The organism is Streptomyces sp. NPDC001903 (assembly GCF_042891345.1).
GTDB lineage: Bacteria > Actinomycetota > Actinomycetes > Streptomycetales > Streptomycetaceae > Streptomyces.
Genome location: NZ_JBIASZ010000012.1, coordinates 123,560 through 140,132, shown reverse-complemented (window position 1 = coordinate 140,132; position 16,573 = coordinate 123,560). Strand labels below are relative to the sequence as shown.

General features: G+C 71.0%; 16 protein-coding genes. 6 read left to right on the top strand and 10 right to left on the bottom strand.

Features of this window, described 5'->3' with window-relative positions; all coding sequences use genetic code 11:
* Positions 1 to 215: 215 nt before the first annotated feature.
* Positions 216 to 770: a hypothetical protein gene (locus ACFYZS_RS25475; RefSeq protein ID WP_389016823.1), complete on the top strand. Its 555-nt coding sequence runs from the start codon at positions 216 to 218 to the stop codon at positions 768 to 770.
* A gap of 72 nt (positions 771 to 842) precedes the next feature.
* Here ACFYZS_RS25475 and ACFYZS_RS25470 read toward each other — a convergent pair whose 3' ends face one another.
* Positions 843 to 1,484: a DJ-1/PfpI family protein gene (locus ACFYZS_RS25470; protein ID WP_389016820.1), complete on the bottom strand. Its 642-nt coding sequence runs from the start codon at positions 1,482 to 1,484 to the stop codon at positions 843 to 845.
* Positions 1,485 to 1,555: 71 nt separating this feature from the next.
* Here ACFYZS_RS25470 and ACFYZS_RS25465 point away from each other — a divergent pair, with 71 nt between their 5' ends.
* Both ACFYZS_RS25465 and ACFYZS_RS25460 read left to right on the top strand, forming a co-directional pair.
* Positions 1,556 to 2,560 carry a helix-turn-helix domain-containing protein gene (locus ACFYZS_RS25465; protein ID WP_389016817.1) on the top strand — a complete coding sequence of 335 codons (1,005 nt, stop codon included), beginning with the start codon at positions 1,556 to 1,558 and terminating at the stop codon, positions 2,558 to 2,560.
* Between the two features lie 152 nt (positions 2,561 to 2,712).
* A complete protein-coding gene (locus ACFYZS_RS25460) occupies positions 2,713 to 3,189 on the top strand; it encodes a cupin domain-containing protein (protein WP_389016814.1) in 477 nt (158 codons plus the stop codon).
* A gap of 191 nt (positions 3,190 to 3,380) precedes the next feature.
* Here ACFYZS_RS25460 and ACFYZS_RS25455 read toward each other — a convergent pair whose 3' ends face one another.
* Positions 3,381 to 5,444: a protein kinase gene (locus ACFYZS_RS25455; protein ID WP_389016811.1), complete on the bottom strand. Its 2,064-nt coding sequence runs from the start codon at positions 5,442 to 5,444 to the stop codon at positions 3,381 to 3,383.
* 313 nt (positions 5,445 to 5,757) lie between these two features.
* Between ACFYZS_RS25455 and ACFYZS_RS25450 the strand changes: the two genes are divergently transcribed.
* The 3 genes from ACFYZS_RS25450 (at position 5,758) to ACFYZS_RS25440 (ending at position 8,015) form a co-directional block, all read left to right on the top strand.
* Positions 5,758 to 6,162 carry a hypothetical protein gene (locus tag ACFYZS_RS25450; RefSeq protein WP_389016808.1) on the top strand — a complete coding sequence of 135 codons (405 nt, stop codon included), beginning with the start codon at positions 5,758 to 5,760 and terminating at the stop codon, positions 6,160 to 6,162.
* Between the two features lie 117 nt (positions 6,163 to 6,279).
* Positions 6,280 to 6,477, top strand: coding sequence for a hypothetical protein (locus ACFYZS_RS25445; protein WP_389016805.1), 198 nt, complete (start codon positions 6,280 to 6,282; stop codon positions 6,475 to 6,477).
* Positions 6,478 to 6,512: 35 nt separating this feature from the next.
* Positions 6,513 to 8,015: a SulP family inorganic anion transporter gene (locus tag ACFYZS_RS25440; RefSeq protein ID WP_389016803.1), complete on the top strand. Its 1,503-nt coding sequence runs from the start codon at positions 6,513 to 6,515 to the stop codon at positions 8,013 to 8,015.
* On the opposite strand, the gene ACFYZS_RS25435 is transcribed toward ACFYZS_RS25440, so the two are convergent.
* The 8 genes from ACFYZS_RS25435 to ACFYZS_RS25400 all read right to left on the bottom strand — a co-directional run bounded on the left by ACFYZS_RS25435 (position 7,988) and on the right by ACFYZS_RS25400 (position 16,454).
* Positions 7,988 to 8,902, bottom strand: a complete 915-nt coding sequence (locus ACFYZS_RS25435) for a helix-turn-helix domain-containing protein (protein WP_389017255.1) — start codon at positions 8,900 to 8,902, stop codon at positions 7,988 to 7,990. The two genes, ACFYZS_RS25440 and ACFYZS_RS25435, sit on opposite strands and share 28 nt — an antisense overlap.
* A gap of 107 nt (positions 8,903 to 9,009) precedes the next feature.
* Positions 9,010 to 9,828 carry an alpha/beta fold hydrolase gene (locus ACFYZS_RS25430; protein WP_389016800.1) on the bottom strand — a complete coding sequence of 273 codons (819 nt, stop codon included), beginning with the start codon at positions 9,826 to 9,828 and terminating at the stop codon, positions 9,010 to 9,012.
* Between the two features lie 114 nt (positions 9,829 to 9,942).
* Positions 9,943 to 10,506, bottom strand: a complete 564-nt coding sequence (locus tag ACFYZS_RS25425; RefSeq protein WP_389016797.1) for a dihydrofolate reductase family protein — start codon at positions 10,504 to 10,506, stop codon at positions 9,943 to 9,945.
* A gap of 277 nt (positions 10,507 to 10,783) precedes the next feature.
* The gene (locus ACFYZS_RS25420) at positions 10,784 to 11,077 is read right to left on the bottom strand and encodes a DUF5959 family protein (protein WP_389016794.1); all 294 of its coding nucleotides are present in this window, start codon (positions 11,075 to 11,077) and stop codon (positions 10,784 to 10,786) included.
* Positions 11,078 to 11,357: 280 nt separating this feature from the next.
* A complete protein-coding gene (locus tag ACFYZS_RS25415) occupies positions 11,358 to 12,623 on the bottom strand; it encodes a PH domain-containing protein (RefSeq protein WP_389016791.1) in 1,266 nt (421 codons plus the stop codon).
* Positions 12,624 to 12,839: 216 nt separating this feature from the next.
* A complete protein-coding gene (locus ACFYZS_RS25410) occupies positions 12,840 to 13,634 on the bottom strand; it encodes a S1 RNA-binding domain-containing protein (RefSeq protein WP_389017252.1) in 795 nt (264 codons plus the stop codon).
* A 115-nt stretch (positions 13,635 to 13,749) separates the two neighbouring features.
* Complete coding sequence (locus tag ACFYZS_RS25405; protein ID WP_389016788.1) at positions 13,750 to 15,051, bottom strand: PIG-L family deacetylase; 1,302 nt, start codon at positions 15,049 to 15,051, stop codon at positions 13,750 to 13,752.
* Positions 15,052 to 15,461: 410 nt separating this feature from the next.
* On the bottom strand, positions 15,462 to 16,454 hold the full coding sequence (locus ACFYZS_RS25400; protein ID WP_389016785.1) for a DUF4344 domain-containing metallopeptidase: 993 nt from the start codon (positions 16,452 to 16,454) through the stop codon (positions 15,462 to 15,464).
* Between the last annotated feature and the right edge of the window lie 119 nt (positions 16,455 to 16,573).

Sequence of the window (16,573 nt, the reverse complement as noted above, 5' to 3'; positions counted from 1 at the left end):
CAAGCCGTTGACACATGCCGAACGGCGTGCGACAAAGGCCTCATGCGCTCGGCCGGTATCCTCGTCTGAGCTGCGGTTCTCCGCGTGACCGGGCCGCCATTACGGGGTCCGTGCCGACGCCGGGGCCGCGGACAATTCACTGTCGCCACACGCGTGACTCGCGACTGTCGAACAGTGGGCACACCACCGCACAGATGTGAACGGACAACTCTGCTTTGACCACGATTCCCGGATCCCGTGTCCCGGGGCGGACGTGGACGGTCCGTCTGACCGGCCACGGTGACCACACCGTCTCCGTCACCTGCAACAACGAGGCATGCCGCATGCCGCCCCGGTCCAAGGACACGGCGGCCATGCGACGGTTCGCCGCCGAGCACTGCCGCGCGCACGCGCGCCTCGCCACTGTCCGCCCCAACGCGGCGTGTGCCTGCCGGGCCGCCGAATGCGGATTCCACGAGGACACCAGGGCCTCGTGCACCGGTGCCCCCCTGCTCGTCCTCATCCACAACCCGGCCGTCGGCCAGGTCTGGACGCTCGCCGAGATCTGTCAGGCCTGTGCACCCCTGATCTCCCACACCGCCGTCCTCGGCCGCGCCGAGCAGTCAGCGCCGCCGCGTTCCGCCACGGCAGGGGCCCCGGCTTCCTCCCTCCCCGCCTCACCGGCTCCGGCACGTGCGGCGGTGGCCGGCGGCTTCTCGTCCCCCGAGGCCGCTCCCGAGGCCGTCTCCCGCCGCCGCCCGTACCGCGGCGGCCCCCGCCGCACCCGCTGACGACCCGCGGTACGGAGCCTGCCGATCACCGGCCGCCCGCGCGCTCGCGCGTTCACGGGCGGCATCGGGGCGTCAGCGCAGGCCGCCGGGCGCGTCTCCCTCTCCGGGGTTCCATCCGTATTCCATCTGGCGGGCGGTGCGGCGGGCGAGCTCGACACCGTGGAGGCGCCCGACGATGTGGAGGCTGGCGTCGATGCCCGCGCTGATTCCCGCGGACGTGACGATGTCACCGTCGTCGACCCACCGCACGTCGCGGCGCACCCGGACGTCCGGCCAGCGGTCGGCCAGTTCGTCCTGATCCTCCCAGTGGGTCGTGGCCGGACGGCCGTTCAGAGCGCCGGTGGCGGCCAGCAGGAAGGCGCCGGTGCAGATGCTGAAGGTCAGCGCGGAGGTCTTGCGGCGCCGGGCCAGCCAGTCGATGACCTGCGCGTTCTCCTCGACGGCCGTGGTGACCCCGCCGGGGATCACCAGGATGTCGAAGGGCGGGTCCTCGTCGAGGGTGTGGTCCGGCACGACCTTCAGTCCGCCACGGGCGCGGACCGGACGGGCTGCCTCCGCGACCGTCACGACGCGCAGCAGGGGCTCGTCGGTGGCGGTACGGGCCAGTCGGCCCGCCGTGCTGAAGACCTCGAAGGGGCCTCCCATGTCGAGGACTTCGACCTCGTCGAAGACGAGCATGCCGAAGGTGAGCGGGGTAAGGGTGTCACGGTTCATGGCATCAGACTCCCGGCGGACCGGGCTCGGGTGACAGTGTCGTGAACGGCGATCACCGCTAGGATCCCGCCATGGGTCATCACCGGATCGCCTGCCTCGCCTTCGACGGGATGGCGCCGTTCGAGCTCGCCACCGTCGCCGAGGTCTTCGCCGTTCCGAGGCCGGAGCTGGACGTGGACGGCTGGTACCGGTTCGAGTTGTGCGCCGAGAGGCCCGGACCGCACCGGGTCGTGGGCGGCTTCGACATCGTGGTGCACCACGGCCTGGACCGGCTCCGGTTCGCCGACACCGTCATCGTCCCGGGAGTGCCGGACGTACGCCGTGACGTTTCGCCCGCCGTTCTGGACGCGCTGCGCGCCTCGTACGCGCGAGGCGCGCGGGTGGTGTCGATCTGCAGCGGGGCGTTCGCCCTGGCCGCCGCGGGCCTGCTGGACGGCAGGGAGGCGACCACGCACTGGCGGCACGCCGGGCTGCTCCAGACACGCCATCCGCAGGTCACGGTCAACGCATCCGTGCTCTACATCGACGACGGCTCGATCATCACGGCGGCCGGCACCGCCGCGGGCATCGACGCCTGCCTGCACCTCGTCCGCAAGGACCACGGCTCCGCCGTCGCCGCCCGCGTCGCGCGCCGCATGGTCGTGGCGGCGCACCGCGAGGGCGGCCAGGCCCAGTTCGCGGAGCATCCCGTGGTCGCCGACGCCCCGGCGGACGACCCCATCGGCAGCGCCATGAGCCATGCGCTGGACAACCTGCACCGGCGTCTCGCCGTCGGCGAACTCGCCGAGGTCGCTCACCTGTCGGTACGGCAGTTCGAACGCCGCTTCGTCGACACGACCGGTCTGCCGCCCGGACGCTGGCTCACGGAGCAGCGGATCCGGGCCGGTGCCGTGCTGCTGGCATCCGCGGACCACCCGGTCGACGTGATCGCCGGCCGGGTGGGCCTGACGGTCGCCGGCTTCCGACACCACTTCCGCAGGACCATGGGTGTCAGTCCCTCGGCCTACCGGCGCCAGTTCCGGCAGGCACCGGACCCCCCGAGCGCATCCGGGTGCTCGATGACCACGGAGGCCTGACCCGACCGACGAGGTGTCGTGTTTGTGCGCCGTCGGCTCGCGTGTTTGCGGCCAGAGGAGCCCAGGGCTCTGAGAGTGTTGACGCGGGCCGGCGCAAGACCGCAACCGCGTACCGCGTACCACGTACCGCCTTCGCTGATCGGGAGAGAAGTGTGACCATCAAGGACATCGGGCCGGAACCTCAAAGCTTCGACCTTGAGAAGGCGACGCTCGAGAACAAGAACTATCGCGCGGTCGCCTGGTCCGGGAAGTACCTTCAGTTGACCCTCATGTCGATCCCGGTGGGTGAGGACATCGGCTTGGAGGCGCACCCGGAGACCGACCAGTTCCTACGACTCGACGCAGGCCGGGGCCGCGTCCAGATGGGCCGATCGAAGGATCGACTCGACTTCGACCGGGAGGTCGAGGACGGCTGGGCGATCTTCGTGCCCGCCGGCACCTGGCACAACGTCACCAACATCGGCGAAGAGACCCTGCAGCTCTACGCCGTATACGCGCCGGTCCACCACGCGCCGGGCAAGATCCACGCGACAGCCGAGGACGCGGAGCGCGACGAGGACTCAGGCGACGACGAGCCGCCAAGCTGGTCGGTCCAGCCTGCCCGGCAGCCCTCGGACGAGCACGCCTGAGCAGCGAGGGCCCATCGCGACAGCACTTCCTGGTTTCCCGAGCCACCGCATGGGACGGATGGGCGCCCTGCAGGTCGCGCTGGTACGTCGTGACGGCATGCGGGAAGGGTGAGCGCTCGCCTCGCGTGTTCCGATCGCGCCGTCGGCGCCCGTCCCCTGCGGACGGACGACCTGACCGGCCTCCTGCGCTCTCAGCGCCAGGCGGGATGCCCCTCGGCGGAGGCACCGGTGGTGAGCGCGCGCTCGCCGGTCTTGTCCGCGCGCACGGCCCAGATCACGGGCAGCTCGTATGGGCCGCGGACGAAGGCCACCCACGTGCCGTCGACGGACCAGGTGGGGTCCATCTCATGGGCGCTGGTCGCGATCAGTTCGCGATCGTTGCCTCCGTCGGAGTCCACGAGGTGGATGTCGCCCTGGGTGCCCTTGCCGTAGACACCCGCCGTGTAGGCGAGGGTGGCGCCGTCGGGTGACCACACCGGGTCGTGTGCCGCGTGGGGCAGCCGGGTCACCTGCGTCGGGGCGCGGTTCGGGGCGGCGGGATCGACCACGTGGATCTGCCAGTTTTCGGGATCCGTCTGCAGGCAGACCGCGATGCTCTTGCCGTCCGGCGACCACGCGGGATCCTCGACCTGGCTCCCGCCCGAGGTGAGCTGGCGAGCGGCGCCGTCGGCGACGCCGACCGCGAACAGCTGCTGTACGCCGTCCTTCATACGAAGCACGGCGAGCTGGCTGCCGTCCGGCGACCACGACACCCTGCCACCGGCGATGGAGGTGATCCGGCGCGCGTTCGAGCCGTCGGCGTTGGCGGTCCAGACGGCCGTGCCCTCGGGCGTGCTGCGAGTGAATGCGAACGACCTGCGGTCGGGGGACCACTGGGGCAGCATGTCGCATGTGCCTGCGCCGCCCGCGATGAGCCCCACGGGCTTCTCCGCCGAAGCGTCCCGGCGGGCGATGACGCCGTGGCACGTCCCGGGCCAGCCCGGGGCGGTGTCCTGCCGGATCAGCAGCGGATCGGCCGGGAACGGTGCAGGGGCCGAGGCGGATCCGGAGGGCGAGGAGGCGCGGGGCTTGGAACTGTCCTTGGTCGAGCGGTTCCAGGGCTGCCACACGAACAGGCCGGCGGCGGCGAGACACGTCACGAGCACCGCCGCCACCACCGCGCGGCGGCGCCGGGGCTTCCCCGCGACGACTGGCGGTACCTGCGCCGGGCCGGGGGAGAGCTGTGCCGCGGACCCCGTCACGGTGCGCGACTGTTCCGTACGGGGGTCCGCGACGACGGGCGGGGCGGCATCCGGTAGCGGGATGTCCTCCGGGATGTCCTGCGGGACGTTCTGCGGGGTGTCCAGCCGGGTCTCCGACGGGCTGTCCGGTGCCGTGGGCCGCACCATCGGCTCCGGGGCCGGGAGTAGCTGCGTTGCCGCTTCCGGCAGCCAGGAGCCGCCGTCCGGGTGGCGGACGGTGAGAGTACCGAGGAAGGAGGCCGGGGTGGGCCGTGCCGCAGGGTCCTTGGACAGACAGGCGCCGATGGCTTCGCGGAGTTCAATGGGCACCGCGGTCAGGTCCGGCTCCTCGTACACCACCTTGTAGTGCCTGGCCGCGGACGGGCCGTCGCCGAAGGGGGCGCCGCCCGCCGCCTGTGTGAGCACCACCCCCAGAGCGAACATGTCGACCGCAGGGGTGAGCGCCCTACCGCCGGTGAGCTGCTCGGGTGCCAGAAAGCCCGGCGTGCCGACCTGCATGCCGGTCTGTGTCAGTGACGTGCCGTCCAGGGCGCGCGCGATGCCGAAATCGATGACACGCGGCCCGTCCTCGGCGATGATGATGTTCGCGGGTTTCAGGTCGCGGTGGATGACCCCCGCGCGGTGGATCGCGTCGAGTGCCTCGGCCAGGCCGGCCGCGAGGACGGTGAGCGTGTCCAGGGGCAGCGATCCGACGCGAGCGAGTACCGCTTGCAGGGTGGGGCCGGGCACGAACGCCGTGACCAGCCAGGCCGGCTCCCCGTCCGGGTCCGCGTCCACCACCGGAGCGGTGTGGAAGCCGCCGACCCGCCGCGCCGCCGCGACCTCGTCGGCGAACCTGCGCTTGAATCCGGGCTCGGTGCTCAGCTCGGGACGTACGACCTTGATGGCGACCGCACGGCCGGACCGGGAACGGCCCAGGTAGACCACGCCCATGCCCCCCTGACCGAGCCGTCCCACCAGCCGGTAGCGGCCCTCGCCGAGCGAGGTGGGATCCCCCGTTTCGAGCGGCTTCATATGTCCCCCGTTTCACACCTTGCGCGATGAACAGCCTCTCCCTACCCGTCGCGCCGTCCACCAGTCAAGCGAGGCCCCACCCGTGGAGGCAGCACAGGACACCGCTGCGGACGCGGAACGGTACATGAGCCCTGCCGGCCGGGCTGTTCGTGAGTGCGCAGCGCTCCACCCCGGTACTGCACACGCCGCATCTGCGCAGCCGAACGCCCCACGCTGGTCACCCGATCGAGCCATCTCGGGTCCACTCGCACGGCTGGGCCCGCGGGCATCGGTAGCGTTACCGCCCATCACGAGAAGGCGGGGAGGGGGCGGGGTGAGGCGTAGCGCCCGGGGGTTGTTCGTGCTGCTGCTGACCGTCGTCTTCCTCCACCTCGTCTTCCCCCATGACCAGCCGGCTGCCGCCCAGCCGCCCCGGCCCGTCGCGGCCCTCGCGCCCGCGGCACCTGAGGTTCAGCCGCCGGGAACCGCCTTCGCCGAGAGCGGCCACCACGAGGGCGGGCAGCGCGACAACGGCGTCATGAGGGGCCGCGCCCACACCGTGCCGGTACCCGCACGCGCGGGCATCCGGGCCGGCTCCGTCGTGCGTCACGCCGCTCTGCTGCCGCGTCTGCCCGAACCCGGCACCTTCTCGGGCGCCGGCTCCCCGGGAAGCTCCCAGCGGCCCGCCGCACCCGTTGGCGAGCCCACCCCTGCCGGTCTGCAGACCTTCCGCTGCTGACAGGGCCGCACGGCGCCCTTCTCGTACGCCCGGCGAGCCTCCCGGCAGCCGCCCGTGCGATGGGCGCCGTGTGCCCGACACCCCTGTCAGCACGCATCCCGTACGAGGCAGATCCGCATGGAACCACTCATCGCCCGCGCCCACGGCTTCCACGACGACCTGGCGCGGCGGCACGCCGTCGACCTCAGTCCGCTCGCCCGCGGACAGCGCCCTCAAGCCCTGTTCGTCTACGCCGTCACCGCCCTGGACGTCCCGGACATCTCCGTCTGCGCCCACACCCACCGCGGGGCCGTCCAGGCCCTCGGACCGCTGTGAACCGGGGACGCGGTTCCAGGCGAGACGCCCGGGCCGTGGCCGGGCACTCGCGTACGGACCACCCGTCCGGGGCGCGGCGCCGCCGCCTTCGGAGCCTGCCGTACGGGCGGGACGTCACCGCCTCCCTGGTCGTCTTCCTCGTGGCCCTGCCCCTGTGCGTCGGCGTGGCCGTCGCCTCGGGCGTCCCCGCCGAGCAGGGGCTCATCACGGGCATCGTGGGCGGACTGCTCACCGGGCTGCTGCCCGGCAGCAGTCTCCAGGTCAGCGGACCGGCCGCGGGCCTGACGGTGCTCGTCTTCGAGACCGTGCAGACGTACGGGCTCGGCGGCCTGGCCGCCCTCGTCGTCGCGGCCGGAGTCCTGCAGGTGCTCCTCGGCCTGGCCCGCTGCGGGCGCTTCTTCCGCGCCATCTCCCTGTCCGTCGTCGAGGGCATGCTGGCCGGTATCGGCCTCGTCGTGATCGCGGGCCAGCTCTACACGATGGCGGACGCGGCGCAGCCGGCCGGCGGCCTCGCCAAACTCGCCGGCATCCCGCAGCTGTTGATGGCCCCGCCCTCCTGGCCCGCCCTGGGCATCGGCTGCCTGACCCTGGCCGTGCTGACCGCATGGCCCCACGCCCCGGCCAGGCTCCGCACGGTTCCCGGCCCGCTGGTCGCCGTCGCCGGCGCGACCGCCCTCACCGGCGCGACCGGGGCGGGTGCGGCGCGCCTGGAATTCACGGGGCTGGCCGAGGCGATCGCTCCTCCGGGCGCCGCCGACTTCGCGCTGTTCGGCAGCGCCGGGGCGATCGGCGCCCTACTCGCCCTCACCTTGATCGCGTCGGCGGAGAGCCTCTTCAGCGCCGCCGCCGTGGACCGCCTTCACGACGGCCCGCGCACCGACTACGACAAGGAGCTCATCGCCCAAGGGGCGGGGAACACCGTCTGCGGACTGCTCGGCGCCCTGCCGCTCACAGCCGTCATCGTCCGAAGCGCCGCCAACGTCCAGGCCGGCGCACGGACCAAGGCAGCACGGGTCCTGCACGGTGCCTGGCTCCTTCTCTTCGCCGCCCTCCTGCCCTGGGCCCTGGAAGCGATCCCGGTGGCCGCGCTGGCAGCCGTACTCGTCCACGCGGGATTCAAACTGCTGCCCCTGCGGGGGCTTCTGGCGCTGTGGCGCGCGCACCGCGGCGAGGCGGCGATCCTCATGGCCACAGCCCTGGCCATCGTCGCGGTCAACATGTTCGAGGGCGTCCTCCTCGGTCTCGGACTCTCCGTCCTGAAGGCCGCCTGGGACACCTCGCGCATCCAGCTCCGCGTCCACACCGCCGGCACCGGCACGGCTCGCGTGGAGATGAGCGGCAATGCGACCTTCCTGAGGCTGCCGACGATCCTGGCCACGCTCGAACGGCTGCCTGCGCACCGCGCCGTGGAACTGGACCTGACCGCCCTGCGCCACCTGGACCACGCCTGCGGCGCAGCCCTGGTCCAGTGGGCCGACCGGCACAACCGCACCAGTGAAGTGCACATCACCTACGGAACCGCCGTCGCTCCGCCCTGACCACCACGCCGGGCGCCGGCTGGGCGGATCGGCCGGGCAGCCCGCTTGACCGGCAGGCCGTTCACGGGGCTGATCTCTTCGGGCCGGCCGGCCACCATCGTCCCAACCGGCCGGCCGAGCGTGGGATCGGCCGCGGTCGGCCACGCGACGTCATCGATGGCGAGCCACGGCGCGGCGGCCAGGCCGGTGGGTGTCACCCCGGTGAACGCCTTGACCTCGCGGTGGAGATGGGCTTGGTCGACGTAGCCGCTTGCGGCCGCCACCTGGGCGGCGGCGTCACCCGCCGCGAGGAGATGGGCCGCGTGGTCGAACCGCACCAGCCGGGCGGCATGCTTGGGGGAGAGGCCGATCTGCGACCGGAAGCGGGACCACAGGCGCTTGCGGCTCCATCCCACCTCGTTCGCCAGGCTGTCGACGCGTACCCGCCCCCGGCTGGCGAGCATCAGCCGCCAGGCAGCGGTCACCTCTCGATCAAGCGACGGGCGGGCGTTCATCCGTCGGCCAAGGGCATCCACTGCGATCGTGAACCGCTCGTCCCACGACGCGGCGGCCCGCAGCCTTTCCTCGGTTCGCCCGGCTTCGCGGCCCCAGACATCCTCCAGGGAGACCACCGTCCCGCTGAGGTCGGTCGATGCGCCGAGCACCGCAACCGCCAGGACCGGCGACAACCGGATCTGGAGGCACTCGATCCGCCCGGCCGCCGCCCGGCCTCCGAGCCGAAGGTCGCCCGGTGACAGTCCGACGACCGTGCTGCCGCATTCGCGCCGGCCGTGGGTGTCGTAGACAAGGCCGTCTCCGTCGCTCAGGTCCACGAAGAGGGTGATCGAGGGGTGCGCGACCATGTCGATATTCACGTGCGCCGGAGCACGTTGGCGGAACCCGGCCATGCTGACCCCCGGCAGCCGACCCGGCTGTTGGGGCACGGCGATCTCCACCGACGCCCAGTCGGGTGGTGATGGGGTGGACCTCACGGCACCAGCCTAGGGGATGGGTGTCAGCGGCCCGCCGCCGCGAAGCGGAGCAGCAACTCGCCGGTCACCTCGGGCGCTTCGAGCATGGGGAAGTGCCCGACGCCAGGCAGCTGCTCGACTCGCGCGTTCGGCACCGTGTCGTAGTGGTGCGCCGAAGACGGATCCCAGCGGGGGTCGGCAGCGCCGAAGATCACCAGAACAGGGACGCCGAGTGCGGTCAGGCGCGCGGGCAGGCTCCTCTCGGCGATGTACGCGCCGTTTTGGCGCAGCACCGTCCTGAACGTGCGGTAGCCGATGCCCCGTACCTCGGCGACCAGGTCGTCCGGGACGTCCACCGGGCGGTTGCACACCGCGGTCACTCCCCGGCGGAGCATCGCGTCGGAACGGACTCTCCATAGAAGCGGGCCGAGCGGCGGGGCGATCAGGGCCCGGAGGAAGACGGGCTGTGGAAGGAGCGCGTCGGGACTCGGGCCACTGCTGATCAGCGCGAGCGAACCGACCAGGTCCGGGCGCTGTTCGGCGAGCGCTGTGGCGATGTATCCGCCGCTGGAGTGCCCGGCCACGGTGACCGGACGAAGGTCGAGCTCATCGAGTGCTGCGGCCAGGCTGGCTGCCTGCTCAGGCACTTCGTACGACGGCGCGGGCGCGGACTGACCGTGGCCGGGGAGGTCGATCCGGATGACGTGGTGCCGGTTGGCCAGCGCCGGCACCACCGGGCCCCAGGAGCTGCCCGAGGCCCCCGATCCGTGGATGAGCACCAGAGGCGGCGCCTCCGGCGGGCCGTCGTGGACGACGTGCATCCCGTGCATCCCGTGCAAGTTCTTGCCGTCGAAGATGTTCATACACGGGAGGATGTCTGGGCTGCCGGCCCCCGGTCTTGTACGAATGTCGTCCACGGGGCCGACGGCACTCTCGAGCTGGCCCGGGCGGTGGTCCGGGCCACCCGGGACGGTCGCTCAGCGCCTCGTCTCGTACCTGGTCAGGATCACGCCGCAGGGAAGCGTCCGCGTCTCCAGCAGGTTGAGGTTCACCCAGTTGTCCAGTGCGGCGAAGAACGGCGTGCCGCCGCCCACCAGGACCGGCGCGGTGGCCAGTACGTACTCGTCGATCAGCCCGGCCCGCATGGCGGCCCCGGCGAGCGTCGCGCCGCCGATGTCCATCGGGCCGCCGTCCTCGGCCTTGAGCCGGGTGATCTCGGCGACCGCGTCGCCGGTGACCAGGCGGGTGTTCCAGTCGACCTTGTCGACCGTCGAGGAGAACACCACCTTCGCCATGTCCCGCCAGCGTCGCGCGAACTCGATCTCCGCCGGGGTGGCGCCAGGCTGCTCGTCGCCGGTCGGCCAGTAGGAGCTCATCGTCTGCCACAGCTTGCGCCCGTACAGCGTGAGGTCGGTCGCCTGCAACTGGTCGGACCAGAACTGGAACAGCTCGTCGCTCGGCACGCTCCAGCCGATGTTGTCGCCGGGCGCGGCGATGTAGCCGTCCAGGGTCAGGTTCATGCCGTAGATCAGTTTCCGCATGGCTCAGCCTTCCTTTCGTGGGTGTCCGGCGTATGGACCAGCGTGGCGCGGGAAACTCATCGGTGCGCGATCGGGCTCGCCGGTGGCGCTCGTGCTCGGGCTCGGCTTGGTGTACTCGGCCGGCTCGGACAAGCCGCCTGATCTCGGTCTCGCCCTCGCGAGGAAATACCACGGATTTGAGACTGATCACGGGTGACAAGGCCGTGAGACAGCCAAGAACGCCCGGGTCGCGCGAGATCGACATGTCGCGAGCGGCGAGCCTCCTTCCACTGGTCGGTCAGATGGAGAGTGCCCGCCGCGCCTGTGCAAGCCGTGCACGCTGGTCATCGATCCATCCGGTTGCCGGGAAGAGAGGCACACTGACCGTCACCTGGGACGACGGGCCGTCATGGACCGAAACCCCGATCACGCCGGGGCTCAGCGGTTTGATCTTGAACTGGACCGTCCGACCGAAGTTCAGCCACGAAACGAACCGCCCCTCGGCTAGGTACTCAAGCGCCTTCTCCCAGTCATCGAGGTCATCGGGGGTGACGTGGACGGGAAAGCTGCCGTTGACGGTCTCGGTCTCCACCCCTGCCTCTTCACGGGCAGTCGGAGCCTGTGCCGTAGACGAGCAGGAAGGGGCCGTCCCGGCGACGAAGGTGCAGCCGGCCGTGGTCAGGGCCGGGAGGCCCCGGCCGCGCCGTCTTGCGGGGGCGCGGTGGGTTCGCCAGACGCTGTGGGCAAGCAAGAGGCATGTCAGTCCGGCCGCCGTCCGGCCGCCGCGATCGTCGGGCGTGGGCTCAAGGGACGTGTGGTCTTGAGCGCCCTCGGGGACGAGCTTCACCCGGTACCGGCTCGGTTCCCGACGGTCAGGCGGCCGACACGCCCGGAGTGGTGTCCGTGCCGCGGAGTTCGGCCCGGGCGGCGAGCAGGACGGCGATCTCCCTGTCGACGTCGTAGTCCTTCTCGTCCAGGTGTTTGAGCAGCGTGCGCCGGCCGCCCGTGAGGTAGGCGTAGGCAACGACACGAGGCGCGAGGTCGCCGTCGGATCCGCGCACCGGTTCGGCCCTGATGTCCTGGACGTCTTCCCAGGCCACCCGGCGTGTGTGGGTGATTCCGCGGACGCGTATGCCGGTGTTGTCGACCAGCGTGGCGGACCACGGTAGGCGGACGATGAAGACGATCACGAGCGGCGCCATGAGCACGCTCAGGCCGAGCTGGAGCCAGAAGGGCGGGATGTCCTCGGTCCACAACGTGAACAGCAGGACGGCAGTCTTGGCGACCAGGATGGCCAGGAGCCCGTTCCTTCTGCCCCTGCTCATCCGGTATTCACGCGGCAGGCCCCCGCTGTCCGGGGCCATCGAGCTCTCCCGTGCCGCCGGTCGGGTAGACGGGACCGGAAGGACCGGTGGCTCGGTGAACAGGCCGTAGCCCTCCCCGTTGCCGTGGAGCGCGGCGATGGCGGAGGCCACCATCGTGGCGAGGAGGATCAGTGCGAGCGGCCCCCAGATCGCCCAGATCGCCCACACAGGCCAGTTGTTGTTCGACTGCGCCCACAGCGTCAGAATGGCGGTGACTCCCAGGGCGGCGCCGTGCCAGCGCACCATGGCCGCCGCGCGTTGGTGCCGTTGGTCGTGGCGCTTGACGATGGCCCACAGCGAGCCGGCGAGGGCGATCACGCCGAACGAGATGAGGGCGAGAGCGCCCCCCAGCCGGTCCGCCGGCCACCCCACCGGGCCGAGCGTCGTCTGCTGCCGCAGCCCGTCGGCATCCCGCACTTCGATGATGCCCCCGTGCCAGACCACGCCGACAACCGGGTCACCCGGCCGCATCCGCGACAAGACCGGACCGGTGTTACGGAACGTCACGTTCCACGGTTTGGCGTTCGGGAGCAGCAACGTCGCCGTCGGCTCCTTCCCATCGGCGCCCGCGTTGGTGGCGCTCTCGCGTACCGTGAACGCCTGCTCCCACACACATGCCGACGCCGTCATCGGTACGGAGGCGCAGACCGGGGAAGCCCGGTACTCCCGCTCCCGCTCCAGCGCCCCGCTCACCTCCATGGCCGACGCCACCCCCGCGAACAACCCCACGAGTGCGATCGCCAGCCAGACCGCGACCTGTACCGCTTTCTCCATGATCCCCCGCCGTCCTCATTCCGTCCGCGGTTCCCCCGTCCCGCGCGCACATTGGAGCACGGGCGGTGATCAAACAACACAGAGGAACTGGCGCCCCGTCACAACTGTTACCGAACAGTCGAGTTGTATGGGCCAAGGAGGGGGCGGCCCACTGGCCGACCTCGAAGACGCCCTGGCCCAGGTCGGCTGCCGCGAGCGCCAGTCCGGGCCGGTTCGTCAGGTTCTGCCCGCTTCGCCGGCGGAGCCCAGCCGCACACGGTGACGCTGGAGGTCGACCTCGTCGACCCTCACCGTGATCAGCTGGCCCTCATGTACGAGCTGATCCGGGGTCTCGGCGGGCTCGTCAGTGAGTTCTGAGAGAGGAAGAAACCCCACTATGTCGGGAGCAAGTTGTACGAATACGCCGAAGGAGACGATCTTGATGATCGGCTTGGTGAGGACCCGGCCGACCTGATCCGCGAACCGAATGAGTGGATCTTCCTGCAGAGCCTTCAAGGAGAGCGTGACCTGGCCGGAGCGGGTCTCGGCAATGATCACTTCGGCGGTGATCCGCTGGCCGGCTTCGACCACCTCGCGGGGATGGACGATCCAGCCCCACGTCAGATCCGGCACCCGGATGAAGCCGGTACACAGGCCGTCCGGTTCGCCGTCGACGTGAACGAAGACCCCGAAGTCGGGCACCTCGGAGACCGTCCCAGCGACGACCTGTCCTTCTTCGAGCGAGAGGAGGAAAGACCGCAAGGCCGGAATCTCGCACGCCCTGGCGGAGAGGTGAAGCCGGCCTTCGCGCCAACGCCCGATCTCTTCGGCATCGATCTCCTGGCCGACCTCAAACAGCTCGGACGGATGCTCCGTCCGACGCATCGACGCCTCATGCCGAGGGATCCGACCGATCTCGGCTTCCTCTCCCTCGGCACCCACAAGCTGCACCAAGACGTCCGCTCCGTCGAACCCGGTGACTCTCACCGTTCTCACGGCCCCCGGCCGGAGCCGGTCGATCAAGGACTGCATGCGAGGGTCACGGGCTGGCTCGGGCATGGAGATGAGCCTAGTCGGTGCCCACAGCACTGCGTCGAGGCCTCAAACGCCGCCTTCCACCGCATCTGCGACGAGCGGGCCCCCAGCCCTACCAGAGCCAGCGCAGCTCTGGCTCAAGGGGGAAACACGCCTGCAGGGTGAGGCGCGGGGCCGTTTCCGCCAGATCGTCCTGGTGGAGGCACCGCCGGCCCGACCCGATCCTGCCGTCGGCGTCGCGCCACCAGGTCTGGCCGCTCGACCCGTCACAGGTCGCCACGCGCAGAGCCGCGGTCAGGCAACTGTCGGACCCGGCCGCCTTGATGGCGCCACCGGCGAAGGTCCACTGCTGGGCGAGGTTGCCGTCACAGTCCTTCGTCGTCACGGCGGCCGTGGGCCGCTTGACGACACCAAGCGTCAGGCACCGCTCGACCGCGATCCGCTCCGTGGTACGGCCGATGGCCGATACGACTTCCCCAGGACGGGGTTGCCGGTGCATCCTGCGGTGCTCCCGCTCCATCCACTTCTGATAGTTCCGGCTCAGAGTGATGCGGGACGGGCATGGCAGTGTGAGGCATCCCGCGTACGCGGCGTAGGCCTCGTACACGGCCTTCTTGTCGCGGCGCTGCCGTGGTGTCAGGTTCGGTGGCAGCAGCGGCAGACCGTAGCCGACGTACGAGGTGACGGCTGGGCGGGCGGGGGACTGGAAGGCTGCCCTCCGAAGTAGCCGTCCGGTGATCTCGTGATCGCTGTGATCGGCCGGCTTCGGCGGGCCGACCCCGAACGTGGAGCTGTCGTAGTCGAGTGTCAGCACGTGCTCCGCCTTGCGCACTGCGAGCACCTCTGACAGGGCGGAGGTCAGCTCCTCTTCCGTGTAGGGCTTGGTCCCGTCCACCGGCCGTATGGTGGCGGACTGCCCACGGAACAGCTTCAGCAGGCTCTGCCTCGCGTACCGCGGACTGCCGACGCCGGTCGGGAACCCGTCGGGCAGCCGCAGGAACACCAGCCGTACGTCGGGGCGGCCGGCCAGGACGTAGGACACCAGGTCGCGCCCCCGCACGGTGAGGTCTGCCCGGAACCAGTGGTTCGGGGCGCCCGCCATCCGCGCATAAGCCGCCCGCAGACCCTGCTCCCGACGACGGACGTAGGAGTCGCCGCCGGCGAACGGGCGCCCCGCGTCCCCAGCCGTCAGATAGACGGTGCCGACGAAGCACCGGGCGCGTATCAGCCGTTGCACCTCGGGGCTGATGAAGAGGAGGTCATCGTCCTGGTGTGCGACCCCGGCCAGTGTGGGCCGGCACCCCGCGTCCGGCTCCACGCCCCTGCGACCGCCGGCGCTCCCCACGCCGTACGCATGCCCGTTCCCGACCGGCAGGATCGAAGCCATCGCGCCGAGGACCAGTCCCAGAACCACCAGGCGCCCCCGCGAGCGATAGCGCCGGACTCCTCGGGGCGCCGGGTAGGGGGAGCGCCTCGACCCCGCGCCTCGACTGCTGTCGAGCGGCTCAGACCTCACCTCGGATCCCTTCGGCTGACTCGCGGCGCGAGCGGCACCTCGCGGGTGTCATGCCGCCTGGGCCGATCCTAGGAATGAGCGTGCAATGCCTGCGACACGAATGGGCCGACTGGCGGAAGAGCCGAATCGCGCGACGGCACGGGTGCTGCGGTCGTACTGCCGAAGGGCGGTGCGGTCGGCGCGCGCCGCCTCGACGATCTCGGCATACGTTGCCCCCCGGCCGTGAGCCATTGCGTGCGCTCCCGGCCGGGCGGGACCCGACTGGTCGTCAAGGTCGTGGCGGGCACCACGGCCTGCGCCGGGCAGGCTCAGTGGCCGGTGCGGATCTCGTCGATGCGCTTCGCCAGAGCATCCGTCTCCGCGATCAGCCGCGCGTGCGCCTTCTTCTGCTCCGCTCCACCCTGCGCCTTGAATGCCGCGCTGAAGTGGGGCTGGAGCTGGGTCCACCAGCCGTAGTCCAGCATGGCCCACGCCTGTGGGCACAAGGGGGCGCGGGTCTTGGGGAGGTAGCCGCTGTCGACCAGGGACTTCTGGTATTTCTTCGGGTCGCTGCCCTCCAGGTAGCACAGGAAGTTGAAGGCCCGTTGCTGGGTGACGGGGTGGTCGCTCGCCAAGCCTTCCAGGGTCGGCCGGCCTTCCTTGCGGGCGATCTCGTCGAAGAGGATCGCGGCCGCCAGGGAGGGGCCCGGCCCGACCTCGTTGACGGTGTAGAAGGACGCGAAGCCGTCAGCCGCGTCCTCTTCGAGGCCGAGGTTGGCCAGGAGGAGCTGACGTTGCAAGGCGTGGCCCATCTCATGTCCGAAGATGAACTCGGTCGACAGTACGGTCAGATCGTCGGTGTTGTACTCGGACGCGGGGACCGGGGCGGGCCGTTCGACCGTCTTCACCACGTTGGCGAGGGCCTTCTCGATGTCGGTCAGGAACGCCGGGGGGATGAAGATGGTCCTGCCGTCGGGCTGCGTGACGGCGTCGGTGACGCCGGGCGGTACGTCGCCGGTGACCTTGACGGTCATGTCGTGTGGGAGGACGAGGGTCCTGTTCACCCAGTCGGCCGTCCGCTCCAGCACGCGGGAGTTCCGGATCAATGCCACGGCCTCCCGGTCCTCGGGTTTGACCGTCCGGGCCTCGTAGACGACGGTGACCCTGCCGGATCGGGCTGCCTGGAGGTGAGGGCCTGCTCCCGGCCCCTGCCCGGCGTTGCGGGCATCGCCGCCGCACCCGGTCAAAGCGACCCCGGCGAGGACCACCACGCCGGACAGCACGATGCGCGCCCTCTTCGAGCAACCGGCGGTGTTCGGCATCCCTGGTCGGCTCCCGTCGCGTGTCCCCACACTGATCCTCCGGCCATCCGGAGGCGGGTGCCCGCCGAGCCGCCCGTTCGGGGGGCGCACTTGTTCGCCGGTTCCGGAGGCGCACCGGC